Source organism: Saccharopolyspora phatthalungensis (assembly GCF_014203395.1).
GTDB lineage: Bacteria > Actinomycetota > Actinomycetes > Mycobacteriales > Pseudonocardiaceae > Saccharopolyspora > Saccharopolyspora phatthalungensis.
In genome coordinates this window covers 219262-237078 of the sequence record NZ_JACHIW010000002.1, presented here as the reverse complement: position 1 = coordinate 237078, position 17817 = coordinate 219262, and the positions used below count along the sequence as shown (strand labels likewise).

The window sequence follows — 17817 nt, the reverse complement described above, 5'->3', positions numbered from 1 at the left end:
TGCGCTACTTTTTGAGCAGGTCCGGTGGGATCGGTTGGTCCTTGGCGATCGCCTCGAACATCCGGCTGGCGCCGTCCTTGTCCCAGATGATCACCGAGCCGCCATCGGAGTCCTGGCCGAAGCGGCCGAAGGGCACGCTGGTGGTCACGCCCTGGCCACCGCTGATGTCACCCATCGCCAGCGCCAGCGACGCCAGGTGCCACAGATGGTCGTCGTCGTTGACCAGGAACGTCTTGCTGGCACCGGAGGCCAGCGGGAACAGCCGGAACGGGTTGACCAGCGTCGCCGGGCTGGTGGCCTTGTGGACCAGCGCGCCCAGCAGTTTGCGCTGGTTCTCCGCCCGTTCGAGGTCACCGCCCTTGAGCGAGTAGCGGGCCCGGACGAAGCCCAGCGCCTGCGGCCCGTCCAGCTCCTGGCAACCGGGCGGCAGATGCACGTTGGCCATGTCGTCGTTCATCGGCTGGTCCAGGCACATCTCCACCCCGCCGACGGCATCGACCAGGTCGGAGAACCCGCCGAAACCGATCTCGGCGTAGTGGTCGATGTGCACCCCGGTGGCTTGCTCGACGGTCTGCGCCAGCAGCTGCGGACCGCCGAAGGAGAACGCCGAGTTGAGCTTGGTCCTGCCGTGGCCGGGGATGGAGACATAGGAGTCACGAGGCAGGCTGATCATGGCCGGCTGGCCACCGCTGCTGGGGATGTGCACCAGCATCATGGTGTCGGTGCGACGGCCGGCGGCATCACCGGCCGACAGTTGCTCCCGCTGCGCTTGGTCGAGTCCTTCGCGGCTGTCGGACCCGACCAGCAGCCAGTTGGTGCCCTCCGAGTCCGGGGCCTGCCCGTCGAAGGACAGTGCGTTGGTGCGCTGGAGCGTGCTGTCGAAGTAGATCACCAGCGCGGCCAGCAACAGAACCAGGACGGCCAGCGCGATGCCGATGCGCCGCCCCCACCGTTTCTTCGTCCGGCGCGGGGGCGGTGGCTCGTCCACCGGCCGCCGCGGGCCGCGGTGGGGCGGGGGCGGCGGGCGCCGTTGCGGGGGCGGCCCGCCCCGTGCGCCGCGGTAGTAGTCGTACCTGTCGCCGCCGCCTTGCGGCCGCCGGCTCCTTGGCGGCTGCCCCGCCGACCAGTCGCTCATGCACACACCTGCGTCGGTCCGATCCAGCGCGTCCCGCACGCGCCGGGTTGCGTGCAGCATTCCAGACGGCCCTGCCGGAAGCACCCACCGCTACCGAACGGTGATAGACGACCACCCGTTTCGGCTGGTGGTGGGCACGAGTGCCAACTCACAACCACTACCACAGCCGGGGTGGTCAGTTGCTGACGGCGTCCTGCACCGCTTCGGCCCACAGCGCGACCGCGTCGTCGACCTGCTCGGCGGTGACGATCAGCGGCGGGATCATCCGCACCACATTGCCGTATGGGCCGCAGGTCAGCAGCAGCAAACCGCGCTTGGCGGCCGCCTGGTGGGCGCGGGTCGCCGTCTCGGTGTCCGGCGCGCCGTCGGAGGTGCTGAACTCATTGCCGACCATCAGTCCCAGCCCGCGCACGTCGCCGATGACCGGGTGCTCGGCGGCCACCTTGCGCAGGCCCTCCTGCAACCGGGCACCCTGCTCGGCGGCGTTCTCGACGAGCCGCTCGTCGCGCACCACATCGAGGGTGGCCAGCGCCGCGGCGGCGGCCACCGCGTTGCCGCCGTAGGTGCCGCCCTGCGAGCCCGGCCAGGCCTTGCTCATCAACTCCTCGGGCGCGGCGATGGCCGATAGCGGGAAGCCGCTGGCCAGGCCCTTGGCGGTGATCAGGATGTCGGGACGGATCCCGGCGTGGTCGTGGCCCCAGAACCGGCCGGTGCGGCCGACGCCGGTCTGTACCTCGTCGACGATCAGCAGGATGCCGTGGCGGTCGGCGCGTTCGCGCAGGCCGGTGAGGAACTCCGGCGGGGCCGGGATGTAGCCGCCCTCACCGAGTACCGGTTCGACGATGATCGCCGCCGTATCGCGCGGCGAGCTGACGGTGACCAGCATCTGGTCGAACTCGGCCAGCGCGAAGCGCACCGCCTCGGCCTCACTGCTGCGGTGCCGGTATGCCTCCGGGAACGGGGTGAACACCACGCCAGGCATCATCGGGCCGATTCCGGCCCGCACCTTGACCCCGGAGCTGGTCAGCGACCCGGCGCCCATCGTGCGGCCGTGGAAGCCGCCCTGGAAGGCCACGATGCTCTGCCGCCCGGTGGCCTGGCGGGCCAGGCGCACCGACGCTTCCACCGCTTCGCTGCCGGAGTTGACGTAGAACAGGCGGTCCAGGCCCGCCGGCAGCACCTCGCCGAGGCGTTCGGTCAACCGCAGCAGCGGCCGGTGCATCACGGTCGTGTACTGGCCGTGGATGAGGGTACCCACCTGATGCTGGGCCGCCTCGACCACGCGCGGGTGGCAGTGACCCGTGCTGGTGACCCCGATCCCGGCGGTGAAGTCCAGGTAACGGCGGTCCTGCTCGTCGTAGAGGTAGACACCTTCGCCGCGAGCGGCCAGGACCGGCGTGGCCTGCTTCAGCACCGGCGAGAGCTCAGCCATGATCGACTCCAAGCTGTGAGGCATGCGGAATGTAGGATTGTTGACAATCTCCGCTGACATGCAACCATCACCGAGCGTCGCTGTCCACCACAGAGGCAGAAGGGTTCGCCGTAGCCATGACAATCTCAACCGAACAGCACCCCAGAGAAGCCCTCGTCGTCGACGCCGCGCCCAAACAGCTGCTCATCGGCGGCAAATGGCGCGATGCCGATGGGGACCGCAGCTACGAGGTCGAAGACCCCTCCACCGGCCGGGCGCTGTGCTCGGTCGCGGACGCCTCCCCGCAGGATGGCCTGGCCGCGCTGGCGGCCGCGGCCGACACCCAGCCGCAGTGGGCCAAGCACCCACCCCGCGAACGCGGCGAGATCCTGCGCCGCGCCTTCGAGCTGATCATGCAGCGGCGTGAGGACCTCGCGCTGTTGATGACCTTGGAGATGGGCAAGCCGCTGGCCGAGTCGCGCGCCGAGGTCACCTACGCCGCGGAGTTCTTCCGCTGGTTCTCCGAGGAGGCCGTGCGCATCGGCGGCGACTATGCGGTGGCGCCCAACGGCAGCGGCCGGTTCCTGGTGACGCGCCAGCCGGTCGGCCCATCGCTGCTGATCACGCCGTGGAACTTCCCGATGGCGATGGGCACCCGCAAGATCGGCCCGGCCATCGCGGCCGGCTGCACCTCGGTGATCAAGCCGGCGCACCAGACACCGTTGTCGATGCTGGCACTGGCCGAGATCCTCATCGAGGCCGGGCTGCCCGACGGCGTCCTCAACGTGGTGACCTCGCGCAGCGCGGGCAAGCTGATGGAGCCGATGATCCGCGATGGCCGCGCCCGCAAGCTCTCGTTCACCGGCTCCACCGCAGTGGGCCGCAAGCTCATCGAGCAATCCGCCGACCAGGTGCTCAAGGTATCGCTGGAGCTGGGCGGCAACGCGCCGTTCCTGATCTTCGACGACGCCGACCTCGACGCCGCGGTCGACGGCGCGATGCTGGCCAAGATGCGCAACGTCGGCGAGGCATGCACCGCCGCCAACCGGTTCTACGTGCACGCCGACGTGGCCGAGGAGTTCGCCCGGCGGCTGGCCGAGCGGATGAGCGGCCTGCGGGTGGGCCGCGGCGTCACCGACGAGGTCCAGGTAGGCCCGCTGATCGACGACGCCCAGCTGGGCAAGGTCACCGAACTGGTCGCCGACGCGGTGCAGCGCGGCGCCGAGGTCGTCACCGGTGGCGCCCCCCGCGACGGCGAAGGCTACTTCTACCAGCCGACCGTGCTGACGAACGTGCCGCCGCAAGCCCGGATGGGCCGGGAGGAGATCTTCGGGCCGGTCGCGCCGATCACCACCTTCACCGACGAGCGCACCGTGCTCGCCCAGGCCAACGACACCGAGTACGGCCTGGTCAGCTACCTCTACACCCGTGACCTGCAACGCGGCCTGCGGGTGTCGGAGGCGCTGGAGAGCGGCATGGTCGGGCTCAACCAGGGCATCGTGTCCAACCCGGCGGCACCCTTCGGCGGCGTCAAGCACTCCGGACTGGGCCGCGAGGGCGGCAAGTTCGGCATCGATGAGTTCCTTGAAGTCAAGTACGTCGCAGTCGGCGGCCTGTGACGACACGGACCGAAACACCTCGGGGCGCTTTCCCGGCCGGGAAAGCGCCCCGAGAAACCGCCGCGGTGACGGCTAAGTCCCGCACCCCAGCGGTTTCCGATGCTTCAAGAGCGGGCTTATGCCGCTGGAGAAGGTCAGCTCGTCATGGAGCCGTTGAGGCGGTTCAACGCGTCGTTCATGTGCGCCGTGAGCCGATCCAGCAGCAGCTTCTCGTCGCCCGACTCGATCGCGTCGACCAGTCCTTTGTGCTCATCGACCAGCGCCTGCACATCCGCGTGGTACTTGTCCTGTAGGGCCGTCAGGCACATCCGCTTCTCGACCAGCAACGTCTGCGCCATCCGCTGCAACCGCGGGCTGCCCGACACGCGCACCAGGGTCTCGTGGAACTCCTGGTCGGCGTCGGCCAACTCGATCGGATCGCCCTTGCCGGCGGCAGCGACCATCCGGCTCTGCGCCGCGGTCAGCTCCGCCACCGCCTCCACCCGGTGGTGGCGGACGATCTGCTCGCACGCGGCACGCTCCACCGCCAGCCGGGCCAGGTAGATGTCGTGGACGTCGGCGGCGTCCAGGGTCATCACGAACAGCCCGCGATGCGGTTCGCTGCGCAGCAGGCCCTCGGCGACCAGCCGCTGCATGGCCTCCCGCAGCGGGCCCCGGCTGACCCCCAGCCGGGCGGCGAGTTCGGCCTCGCCGAGCTGACCGCCCGGCGGCAGCGACCCGTACATGATCGCCGCCCGCAGCTGATCGGCCACGATCGCCGCGGTCGACTTGCGCTGCACCGGCTCTAACTCACCCGGCTGCTGGTACTGCTCCTCGGTCCCGAGCACCTGACACCATCTCCTCATTCCGGGGATACACCGCGCTCCCCTCCTGTTCCGTTGCGGAACAGCGTTCCCAATCCGTCGTGCGCCTCGCGGTCGCCGGCCAACCGCAGCGCCTCCCAGGCGCTGACCTGGTTGGCCGTGAGCACCGGCTTGCCGAGCCGATCTTCCAGGTCGCCCAGCCACGCCGCGGTGTGCAGGGCGGTGTCCGGCATCAGCAGCGCATCCGCGTGGTCGTCGTCGTTGGCCGCGGCGAAGTCCAGCACCTCGGCGCGCTCCAGCGTGCCCACCTCGGCGGCGGTGATGATGCCCCGGCTGGACAACCGGACCACCTCCAGGTCGGCCGACTGCAGAAACTCCACGAACTTCGCGGCCACGTCGGTGGGGTAGGTCGCGGCCACCGCCACCCGCCGCAGTCCCAGCCGGGCCGCGGCGTGCACGAAAGCGAACGACGTGCTGGAGGTCGGCAGGCCGGTGACCGCCTGCAACTTCTCCACCTGGTCGCGCGCGCCCTGCCAGCCGAAGACGAAACTGCCACTGGTGCATGCCCAGATCACCGACTGCACGCGGTGCTCCAGCAACTGCCGGGCGCCGTCGGCGAGGACGTCATCCGAACCGATGTCCAGCAGCGCGTCGACCCGGTGCGCGTCCTCGCGCATCAGGGTGTGCACCAGCGGCAGCCGGATGCCCGCACCGAGCAATCCTTCAAGGGCGGGGTAGTCGTCTTCGGCGCTGTAGCCGGGGTAGAGAATTCCTGCGGTGTACGACACCCGGGAGCTCCATCCTTCGTCGACGTCGGTTTGCGACACCACCGCGGCGGATCCGGATGCCAACACCGGACGACCGGTCGATTGTTGACAATGTTACCGCACGTTCCGCCGCGGCCATTCCGGTTGTGCTGTGATCGTCACGCCGCCGGTGCGTCCACTACCTGCATCAACCGCTGCTCCGGGGCCACCGCCTGCAGGCCCATCTCCCGCAGTGCCGCCCAGATCGTGACCTGGTTGGCCGTCAACACCGGCTTGCCCAGCTCCCGCTCCAACGGTCCGATGATGTCGTAGGTCGGCAGGTTGGTGCAGCTGATGAACATCGCCTCGGCCTCCGGACGGTCGGCCGAACGCACGATGTCCACCACCTGCCGGTAGTTGACCTTCCAGATCTGGCCGAGCAGGCCCAGACCGACACTGGTGACCACGTCGATGCCGTGCTCGCCGAGGAAGCCGTGCAGCCGCTCGGTCACGCTCTCCACATACGGCGTGGCGATCGAGATCCGGTCGATGTCCAGCATGTGCAGGGCCTGCACCAGCGCACCGGAGGCGGTCACCGCGGCGGGCGCACCTGCCTGCAGCATCACCTCGACCAACCCGCGCTCCCCGGTCGCCCCGTTGACGAAGCTGCCGGAGGTGCACGCATAGGCCACCACCTCCGGCTCCGGGACCAGCAGGTCACGGGTCGCGCCGTGCACCGACGCCTCATCGCTGACCAGGCTGGCCTGCTCGACGGTCACGGGCACCGGCACGAATGCCGTGCGCGTCACATACAGCGAGACAGTCGCCGGGGTCCACCGCCACAATTCGCGGTCCAGCGCCAAGTCGAACGGGGCGATCACTCCCACGCCGCGTTGCGGCTCCGGGCCCGATACCGCCCCGAGGAAGTCAGGCGGCATGTGTCCCCCCGTCAGCCCTGGTAGCGGTCGTAGCGGAGGGTCTCGCCAACGCTGCCGGATCGCCAGACGTCGTTGCACGCCTCGGCCATCCGGTCCAGCCCCTCGACGATGCTCGCGTACACGTTGCCCGGCACCCAGCCCACATCGCCGTTGAGCAGCAGGTTGTTGCGCCCGTAGAAAATGGCCAGGTCGATCACGCCGGGCAGCTCGTGGATGTTCTTCTCCTCTTTGAACTCCCGGTCGAGCATGCCGCCGTGGAAGGAGAAGTACACGACATCGCCCGGGATCGGCGTGACCGTCGGGTTTTCCTGCCCGGGTTCCTCTGCCGCAAAGCGCGGCACCATCGTGTAGATCTCGTTACGCGCGTACTTGGCGTGGTGTACCGGCCCGACCTGGGGCAGCGCTTGCCACACCGCCTCGCAGGTCCGGGGTGCGTCCTTGTCGAGCAGTTCGGCCACGCAGGACACACCGCGCTTTTCCAGCGTGATCGACAGATACCTGGGCATCGTGATCTTCCGTTCGCAGGAGTGGGGAAGGTTGGGCTCATCTCCGCCGGTCCCGCCCCCGCCCGGTCCGGCCGCGCGAGGTTGGGATACGCCTAGTAGGCGAGGGTACCCGTGGATTGTTGACAATCCTACGAACGCTTCATAGCGTGTCAATGCCCTGGCCTGAACGCACTTTCGGCGTTCAGCGGCCAGGAAACACACTTTTAACCGGCACGCCCGACGATCGCCACTGTCCGGACCCGATGCCCACCAGCACCTAAGGTCAGGTCATGATCAACCGCAATCCCACGGTCGTCGTACTGCACGGTGGCAAACCACCGGCGGAAATGGCCCGCATCGAAGCCCACGCCAGCCTCCGCTACGCCGCCGACGACGAGCTGCCCGCCGCCCTGCCCGGCACCGATGTGCTGTTCGTCTGGGACTTCCGCACCGAAGCGGTCGCCGACGCGTGGCCGTACGCCGACGCGCTGCGCTGGGTGCACGCCGCCAGCGCCGGCGTGGACCGGTTGCTATTCCCCGCGTTGCAGGAATCCCAGGTGCTGCTGACCAACTCCCGCGGGGTCTTCGACCGGCCGATGGCCGAGTACGTCCTCGGCACCGTACTCACCTTCGCCAAGGACATGCACACCACGCTGCGGCTACAGGACCGCAAGCAGTGGCGGCACCGCGTGACCGAACGCGTCGCGGGCAAGAACGCACTGGTCGTGGGCACCGGACCGATCGGCCGGGCCATCGCCCGCCAGCTCTCGGCCGCCGGGCTGTCGGTGGCCGGCGTCGGCCGCGTAGGACGAAGCGGCGACCCCGACTTCGGCGACGTGCACGCCTCCGGCGACCTCGTCCACGTCATCGGCGCCTTCGACTACGTCGTGCTCGCCGCCCCGCTGACCGACCAGACCAAGGGGCTCATCGACGCCGAAATCCTCGCCCACTTCCGTGCCACCGCACGGCTGATCAACGTGGGCCGCGGCGAACTCGTCGTTGAAAACGACCTAGTCGACGCGCTGCGAGCCGAGCAGCTGGCCGGTGCGGCGCTGGACGTCTTCGAGACCGAGCCGCTGCCGCAGACCTCGCCACTGTGGGAGATGCCCAACGTGCTCGTCTCCCCGCACATGTCCGGCGACACCGTCGGCTGGGTCGACGAACTCGTCGACCTGTTCCTCGACAATCTGCGCAGCTACACCGAGGGCACACAGCTGCGCAACGTGGTTGACAAGCAACGGGGTTATGTCAGCGGAACGGAGCACTGATGGCCAACACCCAGCCGGCCGAACGAACGGCCGCCGACCTCACCGCCACCGAACTACTCACCGGCTACGCCGCCGGTGAGCTGTCCCCGGTGGAGGCCACCGAGGCAGCGCTACGCCGCATCGCCGATGCCGACTCGGCGGTCAACGCCTATTGCCTGGTCGACGCCGATCGGGCGTTGGAGCAGGCCAGGGCCTCCGAGCAACGATGGCAGCGCGGCGCCCCCGCCGGGCGGCTGGACGGCGTGCCGACCTCGATCAAGGACATCTTCCTCACCCAGCACTGGCCGACGCTGCGCGGCTCCCGCACTATCGACCCGCACCAGCAGTGGAGCGTCGACGCCCCGTCAGTGGCCCGGCTGCGCGAGCACAACGCGGTGTTCGTCGGCAAGACCACCACGCCGGAACTGGCATGGAAGGGCGTCACCGACAGCCCGCTGCACGGCATCACCCGCAACCCTTGGGACCCCACGCGCACCGCCGGTGGGTCCAGCGGCGGTGCCGCCGCGGCAGTCGCACTGGGCATGGCTCCACTGGCCATCGGCACCGACGGCGGCGGTTCGGTGCGCATCCCGGCGGCGTTCTGCGGCATCGTCGCGCTCAAGGCCACCTACGGCCGGATCCCGCACTACCCCGCCAGCCCATACGGCACGCTCGCCCACGCCGGACCGATGACCACCACGGTCACCGAGACCGCGCTGATGCTCGACGTACTGTCCGAACCGGACAGTCGCGACTGGTCCGCGCTGCAACCGCCGAGAGAATCCTTCAGGGACGGCCTCAATTCCGGAGTGCAGGGCCTGCGCATCGCGCTCAGCATCGATCTCGGCTTCGGCACCTACGTCGACCCGGAGGTGGCCCGCGCGGTCACCGCGGCCGCGCAAGTCTTCGAGGAACTCGGTGCGGTCGTCGAACAGGTCGACCCGGGCATCACCGACCCGGTCGAGGACTTCCACGTGCTGTGGTTCGCCGGTGCCGCCAAGTCCGTCGAACACCTCACCGCCGACCAACGCGAGCTGCTGGATCCGGGACTGCACGAGATCTGCCGGCAGGGCCTGACCTACTCCGCCCAGGACTACCTGGAGGCCACCAACACCCGGATGCTCCTAGGACAACGCATGGGCGCCTTCCACCAGGCCTACGACCTGCTGCTGACCCCGACCGTGCCGATCCCCGCGTTCGAGGCGGGCCGCGAAGTCCCGGCCGGTTCCCCCAGCCCGCGCTGGACGAGCTGGACCCCGTTCACCTATCCGTTCAACATGACTCAGCAGCCCGCCGCCAGCATCCCCTGCGGGCACACCGCCGACGGCCTGCCGATCGGCCTGCAGCTCGTCGGCCCCCGCCACGCGGACGCGAAGATTCTTCGCGCGGCACGCGCCTACGAACAGACCAACCCCTGGCGCCGTCCCGAAGCCCCCTAACCGAACCACCACGATCGGCGTGATCTTTTCGCGTAAATTGAACCAAACTGCCCGGGCCAGGGCGCCTTTCACCTCGATCACGTCAGCGTCAGCATGGTGGTGCAGCCGAGAACAGTCACCAGCAGGGTGGAACACGCACCGAGGGCGAATGCCTTGGGGCCGTTGCGCAGCAGGATCTTGATCCGCACCGCGAAACCCAAGGCAAACAACGCACCCGTCAACAGCAGGGTCGTCAGCTGCTTGGCACCGTCCAGCACGGCTTCCGGCAGCACACCCGTGCTGCGCACCGCCACGGCGACCAGGAACCCGAGCACGAACAACGGCATGATCGGCGGCCGCTTGCCGCTGCCAGCACTACTCCGCCGCCGCTCCACGAGGCTCACCGCCGTCACCATCGGCGCCAGCAGCACCACGCGGCTGAGCTTGACCACGACCGCGATCGCCACCGCCGCCGCGCCCGCCGGTGACGCGGCCGCCACGACCTGCGCCACCTCATGCACGCTGCCCCCGGCGATCCGACCGATCTCGCCACCCGACAAGCCCAGTCCGACCAGCACCGCCGGCAGCGCCAACATCGAGATCGTCCCGAAGACCGTCACCATCGCCACGCCGGTGGCCACGTCCTCGTCATCACGCTCCACGACGCTTTCCATCGCCGCCACCGCCGACGCCCCGCAAATCGAGAACCCGGTCGCCACCAGCATCGACAACCCGCGCGGGACTCCCATCAGCCGACCGATCAACAGCGTCCCCAGAAATGTCAGGCCCACGATCAGCAGCACCGCCACCACCGTGCCCGCACCGAGGCCCAGCACCTGCGTCACCGACAGCTGCAAACCCAGCAGCACCACCCCGACGCGCAGCAGCTTCTTCGTCGACCACGCGATGCCCGGCCGCGCCGCCGCCGGAAAACCCGGCACGTTGCCGATCACGATGCCCAGAACCACCGCGGCGGTCAGCGCGCTCACCGCCGGAACCAGCCCAGAAATCACCATCGACACCACGATCGCCACGGCCGTCACCGCAAGCCCGGGCCACAACACCGCGTTACCTGCATCGGTTCGCTGCGAATTCACCGTCTTCGTCACGAAGCCAAGACTCGCCTCGCCAGCACCCACGCAGTAGCCGTGATCTGCACAGGACGTCATAGCCGAAGTGCATGTCCGACCAGAGGCCGACCGCCAGCGCGCCGAGTTCACCAGGGCGCCGACCTATCCTGACGGCATGACCCCGCCCGACCCCGAATCCCTCCGCTTGCTGGTCCTAGTGGGCGAACTGGGCAGCATCGGCGCCGCCGCGGCCGAGCTGCGAGTCAGCCAGCCCTCGGCGAGCAAGCGGCTCAGCAGCCTGGAACGCCGACTCGGCCTGCCGCTGGTGGAACGCACCCGCCAGGGCTGCACCCTCACCCCGGCCGGGATCATGGTCTGCGACTGGGCCAAACAGGTCCTCGCCCACGTCGACGGCCTGATGAACGGCGTCCGCGCCCTGCGCGCCCAGCACCAGGCCAAGCTGCGCATCGCCGCCAGCATGACCGTCGCCGAATACCTGGTGCCCCGCTGGATCAGCCAGCTGCGCGTCGCCCTGCCCGACGTCCACCTCGAACTCGACGTGGCCAACTCCGTGGCCGTGGCCGAAGCCGTCCGGCACGGCCACGCCGACCTCGGCTTCATCGAGACCCCCGTGCCACCTGAAGGCGTCTCGGTGCGGTTCGTGACCCGGGACCGCATGGTCGTCGTCGCCCCGCCCGAACACCCCTGGGCCCGGCTGCACCGACCGCTGACCGCCACCGAACTCGCCGCGACACCGCTGATCGTCCGCGAACACGGCTCCGGCACCCGCGAAACCCTCTACCGCGCGCTCTCCGAACTAGGTGCCGACCCGGTCACCCCGCTGCTCGAACTGCGCTCCACCACGGCCGTGCGCAACTCCGTCGTCGCCGGCGCCGGGCCCGCGGTCCTCAGCGTCCTCGCGGTGGCCACCGACCTCACCGAAAAGCGCCTCGTCGACGTCCCCGTCGCGGCACTCGACCTGCGCCGACCGCTGCACGCAGTCTGGCGCTCCGGCCTCCAGCTCACCGGCTCGGCTGCGGCGCTGCTGGCCATCGCCATGCGCACCCCTGAGCTACGCGCCTGAACGAAGGGGCTCAACCACCCGCGACGCTACGCGGAAACAACCCCGTCATTCCTCGTCCCAGGCCGACATCACGTGCTTGATCCGGCTGTACTCCTCCAGGCCGTAGCGGCCGAAATCGCGGGCCGACGCCGAGTGCTTGAACCCGCTGTGCGGCATCTCCGCCGTCAACGGATGGTGGGTGTTGATCCACACCGTGCCCGCCTGCAACTGCCGCGACACCCGCATCGCCCGCGAATGCTCACGCGTCCAAATGCTCGACACGAGCCCGTAGCGCACGCCGTTGGCCAGCTCCAACGCCTCCTGCTCACTGTCGAAGCGCTGAACCGTCAGCACCGGCCCCAGCACCTCGTTCTGCACCAGCTCGTCGTCCTGCTCCACCCCGGCCACCACCGTCGCCTCGTGGAAGAACCCGCGCTCCCCCTTGCGCCGCCCACCGGTCACGATCCTCGCGTGCTCCGGCAGCCGCTCCAGGTGTGCCTGCACGATCTCCAACTGGCCGTGGCTGTTCAACGGCCCGAACGCCGCGTCCAGATCCTGCGGCGGCCCCGGCCGCATCGCCTCGGCCCAGGCCGCCAACGCCGCGACCAGCTCGTCGAACACCGCCGGACCCGCCAGCACCCGGCTCGCCGCCGTACAGCTCTGCCCCGCGTTCCCGAAGGCCGCCGCCGCGATCCGCCGCGCGGCCAGCGCCACATCCGCGTCATCGAAGACCACCGCCGGGGCCTTGCCGCCCAACTGCAGGTGCACCCGCTTGAGATCGGCCGCCGCCGAACCCGCGACCTCCATCCCGGAACGCACCGTGCCGGTGATCGAGAACATCCCGGGCACCTCGTGGGCCACCATCGCCCGCCCGCTGTCGCGGTCACCGCAGATCAGGTTCAAGGCACCCGCCGGCAGGAACTGACCCGCGATCTCCACCAGCAACGCGGTGCTGACCGGTGTCGTCTCGGCGGGCTTGAGCACCACCGTGTTCCCCGCCGCCAGCGCCGGGGCGAACTTCGCAGCCGCTAGCAACAACGGATGCGTCCACGAGGTGACCTGCGCGCACACCCCGATCGGTTCCCGCCGCGAGAACGACGTATGCCCCGGTTGATACTCGCCGCCGGCACCGTCCTCCTGAACCCGCGCCGCACCGGCATAGAACCGGATCAGATCCACCGCCATCGGCAGCTCGTCGTCGCGCACCACCGACCACGGCTTGCCGGTGTTGCGGCACTCCGCCACCACCAGCTCATCGGCCCGCTCCTCGACGGCGTCGGCGACGTCCAGCAACACCCGCTGCCGCTGCCGGGGCGTCGTCTGCGACCAGGACTCGAACGCAGTCGCGGCCACCGCCATCACCGCATCCACGTCCATCCAACGCGTCAACGGCGACGTGCCGTACTCCTCGCCGGTGCTCGGATCCACCAGCGGTAGCGTCTCGCCCGCCAGGGTGTCGGCGTGCTCGCCGCCGACGAAGTTGTGCAGTTCCAGCGCCGTGGTCAAAAAGAGCCTCCATCGGTGAGCCGACCGCCATTGGCCGACCGGGTGCCGCGTCTGCCAACCGACCCTATCCGCACGCCCCGACGTGTGAAGGCGGCTCGCCGAGTCAGCTCGCCTTCGGCTGCCGCAGCCACCACTGCGCCAGGGTGCCCACCGCCAACAGCAGCAGCACCGGTGCGAACGCCCAGCGGTACGCCTGCCCGGCCGGCATAAACGACACGGCCTGCAACACCGCGCCCACCAGGAGCTGGATCAGCACCGCGGCGGTGAACCCGCCCATGTTCACCACACCCGAGGCGGTCCCGGAGCGGTGCGTCGCATTGGCCATCCGTGCCCCGTCGAAGGCCAGCGTGGCCCCGCCGCCACCGGCGCCGATCAGCACCAACGCCACCACCAGCACGGGCATCGGCAGCGCCCCCGGCCAGCCGACGAGCACCGTCCACACCAGCGCCACGACGCAGGAGAGGCCGAAGGTGAACCGGTCACGCCGCTTCGGCCGTCCGGAGATGTGGTGGGCCGCGATCCACGAACCGCCGATGAAGCCGAGCACGCCGAGCATCAGCAGCGAACCGACCTCGGACTGACCATGCCCCTGCGACTTGGTCAGCCAGGGCGCGCCCCACAACGTCGTCACCGCCAGGAACTGCGCCATCAGCACGAAATGCACCCAGAACGAATGCTTCGTGCCGCGCTGCGAAATCACGTGCCGCAAGGTGTGCCTGATCCGCTCCCGTGGCTGAGATGTCTCGTGCTCCAGCCGAGCGTGCGCGGGCTGGTCCCGGATCGCCACCGCCGCGACCACCGCGAGCCCGACGGTGAGCACCGCCGCACCCAAAAACGTCGGCACCCAGCCCAGATCGTGCAGCGACAGACCCAGCGGCAGCGTCGAGATCACCTGCCCCAGGCCGCCGGCCAGCCCGGTCAGGGACGCGACCTTGCCGAACCGCTGCGGCGGGAACCAGTGCGCGGCCAGCCGCAGCACGTTGGTGAACATGAACGCGTCACCGAACCCGATGAGCATCCGGCCCGCGATCCCGCCGACGATCGAACCGGTGAGCGCGAAGACCGCCGACCCCAGCGCCATCGCCACCGCCCCACCCGTGATCACCTTCCGCGGGCCAAGCCGGTCGGCCAGCAGCCCCGACGGCACCTGCAAGATCAGGTAGACGCCCAGTTGCAGCGCGGAGAACAGTGCGAGGACCGCCGGGCCGGTGTCGAAGCGCCGCATCGCCTCCGGTGCAGCCACGCCCAGGCTGGCGCGGTGAAACAGCGCCGCGCAGTAGCAGACCGCGCCGATGCCCCACACCAGCCACGCGGACCGCGCTGCCTGCCGGCGACCATCTTGCTCCCCGGTAGGCAGCGCGGTCTTGGCTGTCCCGGACACCGGCACCTCCTCCTGGAAAATCTTGTATTCACAATAGATACAAGATGGGCGGAAGTACGATGACCACGTGTCGAGCGCAACACCACGCGAAACCGTGTCCTCCGCCACTGCCGGCGCTGCCGGGCCGCCCGCCGCGGACCGCGCGTACCACCACGTCAAGTCCGGACTGCTGGACGGCAGCTACCTCGACGGCGATCTGCTTTCGGAGGGCGAAGTGGCGAACGCGCTGCAGATGTCGCGCACCCCGGTGCGCGAGGCTTTCCTGCGCCTACAGACCGAAGGATTCCTGCGGCTCTACCCGAAACGGGGCGCGCTGGTCGTGCCGGTGACCCCCACGGAGGCCCGCGCCGTCATGGAGGCCCGGCTGGCGCTGGAGAGCTTCGCCATCGACAAGCTCGCCTCGCAGGGCCGCGAGGCGATGGTCGCCATCGGCGAGCAGCTCACCGCGCACCCGGCATGCCACGGTGCCGGACTCAGTGACGCTGAGATACACGTGACCGACCGCGCCTTCCACGCGACGCTGGTCGCCGCGGCTGGAAACCCCGTGGTCGCCGACCTCTACAACGCCTTGCGCGACAAGCAGATGCGGATCACCGCCACGGCCCGCACCCACGCCGTGCGCCCCCGGATAACCCACCAGCACGCCCAACTGGCGGCAGCGATCCGCGTCGGCGACCCGGAATTGGCCAAGGACCGGCTGCGCGAACACCTTCTCGGGACCGTCCGCGCCCTCGGTGTCGCAGGCGGCCCCTACCTTGAGCCAATCGCGGAGCTCTGAAGTGATTCGCTTCGTGACCTGGCGGTAGGTTGCTCCAAGGACATTGATTTTGGCCAACACTGAAACAATAAGGATTACAAAATCCACGTGGAGTGGCGCCGTCGCGCTGGACGGCCGACGAGCTTGCATTCCTCCAAGGCGCGACGCACCTCGCCGACGCATGCTGAGGGCATGACGACGAACGCACCACACACCGGAATCTGGCCGCTGATCCCCTACGCCGACAAGAAGGCGGGCATCCGCTTCCTGGTCGAGGCATTCGGCTTCGAAGAATCCCTGATCGTGCCCGGCGACGACGGCGGGATCGTGCACGCCGAACTCCGCTGGCCGAACGGCGGCGGCATCATGATCGGCACCTGCGACACCGGCAATCCGTTCGCCAAGCCCAAGGGCTCCGGTGCCGCCTACGTGGTCACCGGCGAGCCCGACGCGCTGTTTGAGCGAGCCGTCGCCGCCGGCGCGGAGGTCCTCCGAAAGCCCCAGGACCAGGATTACGGTTCCCGCGAATTCGCCGTCCGGGACCCGGAAGGCAACACCTGGAGCTTCGGGACTTACGCGGGCAGCTGACCATGACCGCCCACCGTGCGCTGCGGTCGGCGGTAGTCGTCGCCGACCGCGACGGCGTGATCGTGCACTGGAGCCCCGGCGCCGAAGAACTGTTCGGCCACCGAGTGGACACCGCCGTGGGGTCCACTCTGGACCTGATCGTCCCCGAGGAGTACCGGCAACGGCACTGGGCCGGTTTCCGCAAGGCGATGGACACCGGCGAGGCCCACCTCGACGGCGCGACGACGTGCCTTCCGGTGCGCTGCCACGACGGCCGGGTGCGGGCCTTTCCCGGTCGGTTCACGCTGCTGCGCGATCCATACGGGACATTCGTCGGAGCGGCCGCGACCTACACCGAACGAACCGGCGACGAACGACCCTTCGCACCGATCCCATCGCGCTGACGCTTGCCGCACCCGGGAAGCATCGCGGGTGCGGCCCGAAAACGAAAAGGCTCGGCGGGACGCGAATGTCCCGCCGAGCCTCGAACTCCCTCGCTCAGCCGCGCTCCGGCTCCTGTGGCGACTCGGGCAGCGCACCCCTACCGAAGTTCGTCGGGCTCGGCACCTCCTTGCGGGCCACCGCCTCGGCCGCCCGGACCGCCTCCGCGACCTCCGGTGTCGTGGACGTGTCGAACCAGGCCTTCACGGACTCCTCTTCCTCTTCCGGTGCGGTGGTCGGCGGCTCCTCCGTCGGCGGCTCGTAGCGGAACACGCCGTCCTCGCCGGGCGCGCCGAGCATCCGCGCGAAGCCCTCCAGGGACTTGCCGAAGTCGCTGGGCACCACCCAGACCTTGTTCGCGTCGCCCTGCGCCATCTGCGGCAGCGTCTGCAAGTACTGGTAAGCCAGCAGTTCCGGGGTCGGCTTGCCGCGCTTGACCGCCGCGAAGACCTTCTCGATCGCCTTGGCCTGCCCCTGCGCCTGCAGGTACCGGCTGGCCCGCTCACCCTGCGCGCGCAGGATGCTGGACTGCCGGTCGGCCTCGGCGGCCAGGATCGCCGCCTGCTTCTGGCCCTCGGCCGCGAGGATCGAGGCCTGCTTCTGGCCCTCGGCGGTCTTGATCGCCGACTCCCGCGCGCCCTCGGCGTTGAGGATCATCGCGCGCTTCTCCCGGTCGGCACGCATCTGCTTCTCCATCGAGTCCTGGATGGACGGCGGCGGGTCGATGGCCTTGAGCTCCACCCGCGCGACCCGGATGCCCCAGCGCCCGGTCTCCTGGTCCAGCACCCCCCGCAGCTGCGTGTTGATCGCATCCCGCGAGGTCAGAGTCTCCTCCAGGCTCATCGCCCCGACCACGTTGCGCAGCGTGGTGGTGGTCAACTGCTCCACCGCGATGATGTAGTTGGAGATCTCGTACACCGCCGAGCGCGAATCGGTGACCTGGAAGTACACCACGGTGTCGATGGACACCGTCAGGTTGTCCTGGGTGATCACCGGTTGCGGCGGGAACGACACCACCTGCTCGCGCAGGTCGATGCGGGCCCGCACCCGGTCCAGGAACGGCGCCAGGAAGTTCAGCCCGGGTTCGGCAACCGAGCGGAACTTGCCCAGCCGCTCGATCACCGCCGACTGGGCCTGTGGCACCACCATCACCGACTTCACCGCGATGATGAGCACCAGCAGCACCACGACCACCAGCACGATCAGTTCGGTCACGCCCACATCCATCTC

General features: G+C 69.4%; 17 protein-coding genes. 7 read left to right on the top strand and 10 right to left on the bottom strand.

All coding sequences use genetic code 11. From position 1 onward, the window contains the following. Nucleotides 1-4 precede the first annotated feature (4 nt). Both BJ970_RS27985 and BJ970_RS27980 read right to left on the bottom strand, forming a co-directional pair. Nucleotides 5-1135: an LCP family protein gene (locus BJ970_RS27985; protein WP_184729838.1), complete on the bottom strand. Its 1131-nt coding sequence runs from the start codon at nucleotides 1133-1135 to the stop codon at nucleotides 5-7. 175 nt (nucleotides 1136-1310) lie between these two features. Then, on the bottom strand, nucleotides 1311-2567 hold the full coding sequence (locus BJ970_RS27980) for an aspartate aminotransferase family protein (protein WP_184729836.1): 1257 nt from the start codon (nucleotides 2565-2567) through the stop codon (nucleotides 1311-1313). 116 nt (nucleotides 2568-2683) lie between these two features. On the opposite strand from BJ970_RS27980, the gene BJ970_RS27975 reads away from it, so the two are divergent. Beyond that, nucleotides 2684-4165: an NAD-dependent succinate-semialdehyde dehydrogenase gene (locus BJ970_RS27975; RefSeq protein WP_184729834.1), complete on the top strand. Its 1482-nt coding sequence runs from the start codon at nucleotides 2684-2686 to the stop codon at nucleotides 4163-4165. Between the two features lie 134 nt (nucleotides 4166-4299). On the opposite strand, the gene BJ970_RS27970 is transcribed toward BJ970_RS27975, so the two are convergent. From BJ970_RS27970 to BJ970_RS27955, 4 genes are all read right to left on the bottom strand, one after another. Continuing rightward, nucleotides 4300-4992, bottom strand: a complete 693-nt coding sequence (locus BJ970_RS27970; RefSeq protein WP_184729832.1) for a GntR family transcriptional regulator — start codon at nucleotides 4990-4992, stop codon at nucleotides 4300-4302. A gap of 14 nt (nucleotides 4993-5006) precedes the next feature. Then, entirely contained in the window at nucleotides 5007-5756 is a 750-nt protein-coding gene (locus BJ970_RS27965) for a maleate cis-trans isomerase family protein (protein ID WP_184729830.1), read from the bottom strand. 137 nt (nucleotides 5757-5893) lie between these two features. Beyond that, complete coding sequence (locus BJ970_RS27960) at nucleotides 5894-6652, bottom strand: maleate cis-trans isomerase family protein (RefSeq protein ID WP_184729828.1); 759 nt, start codon at nucleotides 6650-6652, stop codon at nucleotides 5894-5896. Between the two features lie 11 nt (nucleotides 6653-6663). After that, nucleotides 6664-7158, bottom strand: a complete 495-nt coding sequence (locus tag BJ970_RS27955) for a DUF3830 family protein (protein WP_184729826.1) — start codon at nucleotides 7156-7158, stop codon at nucleotides 6664-6666. Nucleotides 7159-7427: 269 nt separating this feature from the next. Here BJ970_RS27955 and BJ970_RS27950 point away from each other — a divergent pair, with 269 nt between their 5' ends. Together BJ970_RS27950 and BJ970_RS27945 are read left to right on the top strand one after the other, a co-directional pair. Further along, complete coding sequence (locus BJ970_RS27950; RefSeq protein ID WP_184729824.1) at nucleotides 7428-8405, top strand: D-2-hydroxyacid dehydrogenase; 978 nt, start codon at nucleotides 7428-7430, stop codon at nucleotides 8403-8405. Further along, a complete protein-coding gene (locus BJ970_RS27945; protein WP_184729822.1) occupies nucleotides 8405-9823 on the top strand; it encodes an amidase in 1419 nt (472 codons plus the stop codon). The genes BJ970_RS27950 and BJ970_RS27945 overlap by 1 nt, the downstream gene beginning before the upstream one ends. Nucleotides 9824-9900: 77 nt before the next feature. On the opposite strand, the gene BJ970_RS27940 is transcribed toward BJ970_RS27945, so the two are convergent. Then, a complete protein-coding gene (locus BJ970_RS27940) occupies nucleotides 9901-10818 on the bottom strand; it encodes a YeiH family protein (protein ID WP_246471987.1) in 918 nt (305 codons plus the stop codon). A gap of 229 nt (nucleotides 10819-11047) precedes the next feature. On the opposite strand from BJ970_RS27940, the gene BJ970_RS27935 reads away from it, so the two are divergent. Continuing rightward, nucleotides 11048-11956 carry a LysR family transcriptional regulator gene (locus BJ970_RS27935; protein ID WP_184729820.1) on the top strand — a complete coding sequence of 303 codons (909 nt, stop codon included), beginning with the start codon at nucleotides 11048-11050 and terminating at the stop codon, nucleotides 11954-11956. A gap of 45 nt (nucleotides 11957-12001) precedes the next feature. Here BJ970_RS27935 and BJ970_RS27930 read toward each other — a convergent pair whose 3' ends face one another. Together BJ970_RS27930 and BJ970_RS27925 are read right to left on the bottom strand one after the other, a co-directional pair. Beyond that, nucleotides 12002-13441, bottom strand: a complete 1440-nt coding sequence (locus BJ970_RS27930; RefSeq protein ID WP_184729818.1) for an aldehyde dehydrogenase family protein — start codon at nucleotides 13439-13441, stop codon at nucleotides 12002-12004. A gap of 103 nt (nucleotides 13442-13544) precedes the next feature. Next, nucleotides 13545-14822 (bottom strand): MFS transporter, encoded by a 1278-nt coding sequence (locus BJ970_RS27925; protein ID WP_312864501.1) that lies wholly within the window; start codon nucleotides 14820-14822, stop codon nucleotides 13545-13547. Nucleotides 14823-14889: 67 nt separating this feature from the next. Here BJ970_RS27925 and BJ970_RS39650 point away from each other — a divergent pair, with 67 nt between their 5' ends. The 3 genes from BJ970_RS39650 to BJ970_RS27910 all read left to right on the top strand — a co-directional run bounded on the left by BJ970_RS39650 (nucleotide 14890) and on the right by BJ970_RS27910 (nucleotide 16550). Next, a complete protein-coding gene (locus BJ970_RS39650) occupies nucleotides 14890-15600 on the top strand; it encodes a GntR family transcriptional regulator (RefSeq protein WP_184729816.1) in 711 nt (236 codons plus the stop codon). 171 nt (nucleotides 15601-15771) lie between these two features. Beyond that, complete coding sequence (locus BJ970_RS27915; RefSeq protein WP_184729814.1) at nucleotides 15772-16167, top strand: VOC family protein; 396 nt, start codon at nucleotides 15772-15774, stop codon at nucleotides 16165-16167. Between the two features lie 2 nt (nucleotides 16168-16169). Further along, nucleotides 16170-16550, top strand: a complete 381-nt coding sequence (locus BJ970_RS27910) for a PAS domain S-box protein (RefSeq protein WP_184729812.1) — start codon at nucleotides 16170-16172, stop codon at nucleotides 16548-16550. Nucleotides 16551-16644: 94 nt separating this feature from the next. On the opposite strand, the gene BJ970_RS27905 is transcribed toward BJ970_RS27910, so the two are convergent. Further along, a complete protein-coding gene (locus tag BJ970_RS27905) occupies nucleotides 16645-17814 on the bottom strand; it encodes an SPFH domain-containing protein (protein WP_184729810.1) in 1170 nt (389 codons plus the stop codon). Nucleotides 17815-17817 lie beyond the last annotated feature (3 nt).

Bases quoted from the DNA above. Each gene is read 5' to 3' on its own strand.
- BJ970_RS27975 (WP_184729834.1), top strand. From the start codon at position 2,684: ATGACAATCTCAACCGAACAGCACCCCAGAGAAGCCCTCGTCGTCGAC.
- BJ970_RS27935 (WP_184729820.1), top strand. From the start codon at position 11,048: ATGACCCCGCCCGACCCCGAATCCCTCCGCTTGCTGGTCCTAGTGGGC.
- BJ970_RS27910 (WP_184729812.1), top strand. From the start codon at position 16,170: ATGACCGCCCACCGTGCGCTGCGGTCGGCGGTAGTCGTCGCCGACCGC.
- BJ970_RS27985 (WP_184729838.1), bottom strand. From the start codon at position 1,135: ATGAGCGACTGGTCGGCGGGGCAGCCGCCAAGGAGCCGGCGGCCGCAA.
- BJ970_RS27955 (WP_184729826.1), bottom strand. From the start codon at position 7,158: ATGCCCAGGTATCTGTCGATCACGCTGGAAAAGCGCGGTGTGTCCTGC.
- BJ970_RS27980 (WP_184729836.1), bottom strand. From the start codon at position 2,567: ATGGCTGAGCTCTCGCCGGTGCTGAAGCAGGCCACGCCGGTCCTGGCC.
- BJ970_RS27945 (WP_184729822.1), top strand. From the start codon at position 8,405: ATGGCCAACACCCAGCCGGCCGAACGAACGGCCGCCGACCTCACCGCC.
- BJ970_RS27940 (WP_246471987.1), bottom strand. From the start codon at position 10,818: ATGGTGATTTCTGGGCTGGTTCCGGCGGTGAGCGCGCTGACCGCCGCG.
- BJ970_RS27915 (WP_184729814.1), top strand. From the start codon at position 15,772: ATGACGACGAACGCACCACACACCGGAATCTGGCCGCTGATCCCCTAC.
- BJ970_RS27950 (WP_184729824.1), top strand. From the start codon at position 7,428: ATGATCAACCGCAATCCCACGGTCGTCGTACTGCACGGTGGCAAACCA.
- BJ970_RS27960 (WP_184729828.1), bottom strand. From the start codon at position 6,652: ATGCCGCCTGACTTCCTCGGGGCGGTATCGGGCCCGGAGCCGCAACGC.
- BJ970_RS27905 (WP_184729810.1), bottom strand. From the start codon at position 17,814: ATGGATGTGGGCGTGACCGAACTGATCGTGCTGGTGGTCGTGGTGCTG.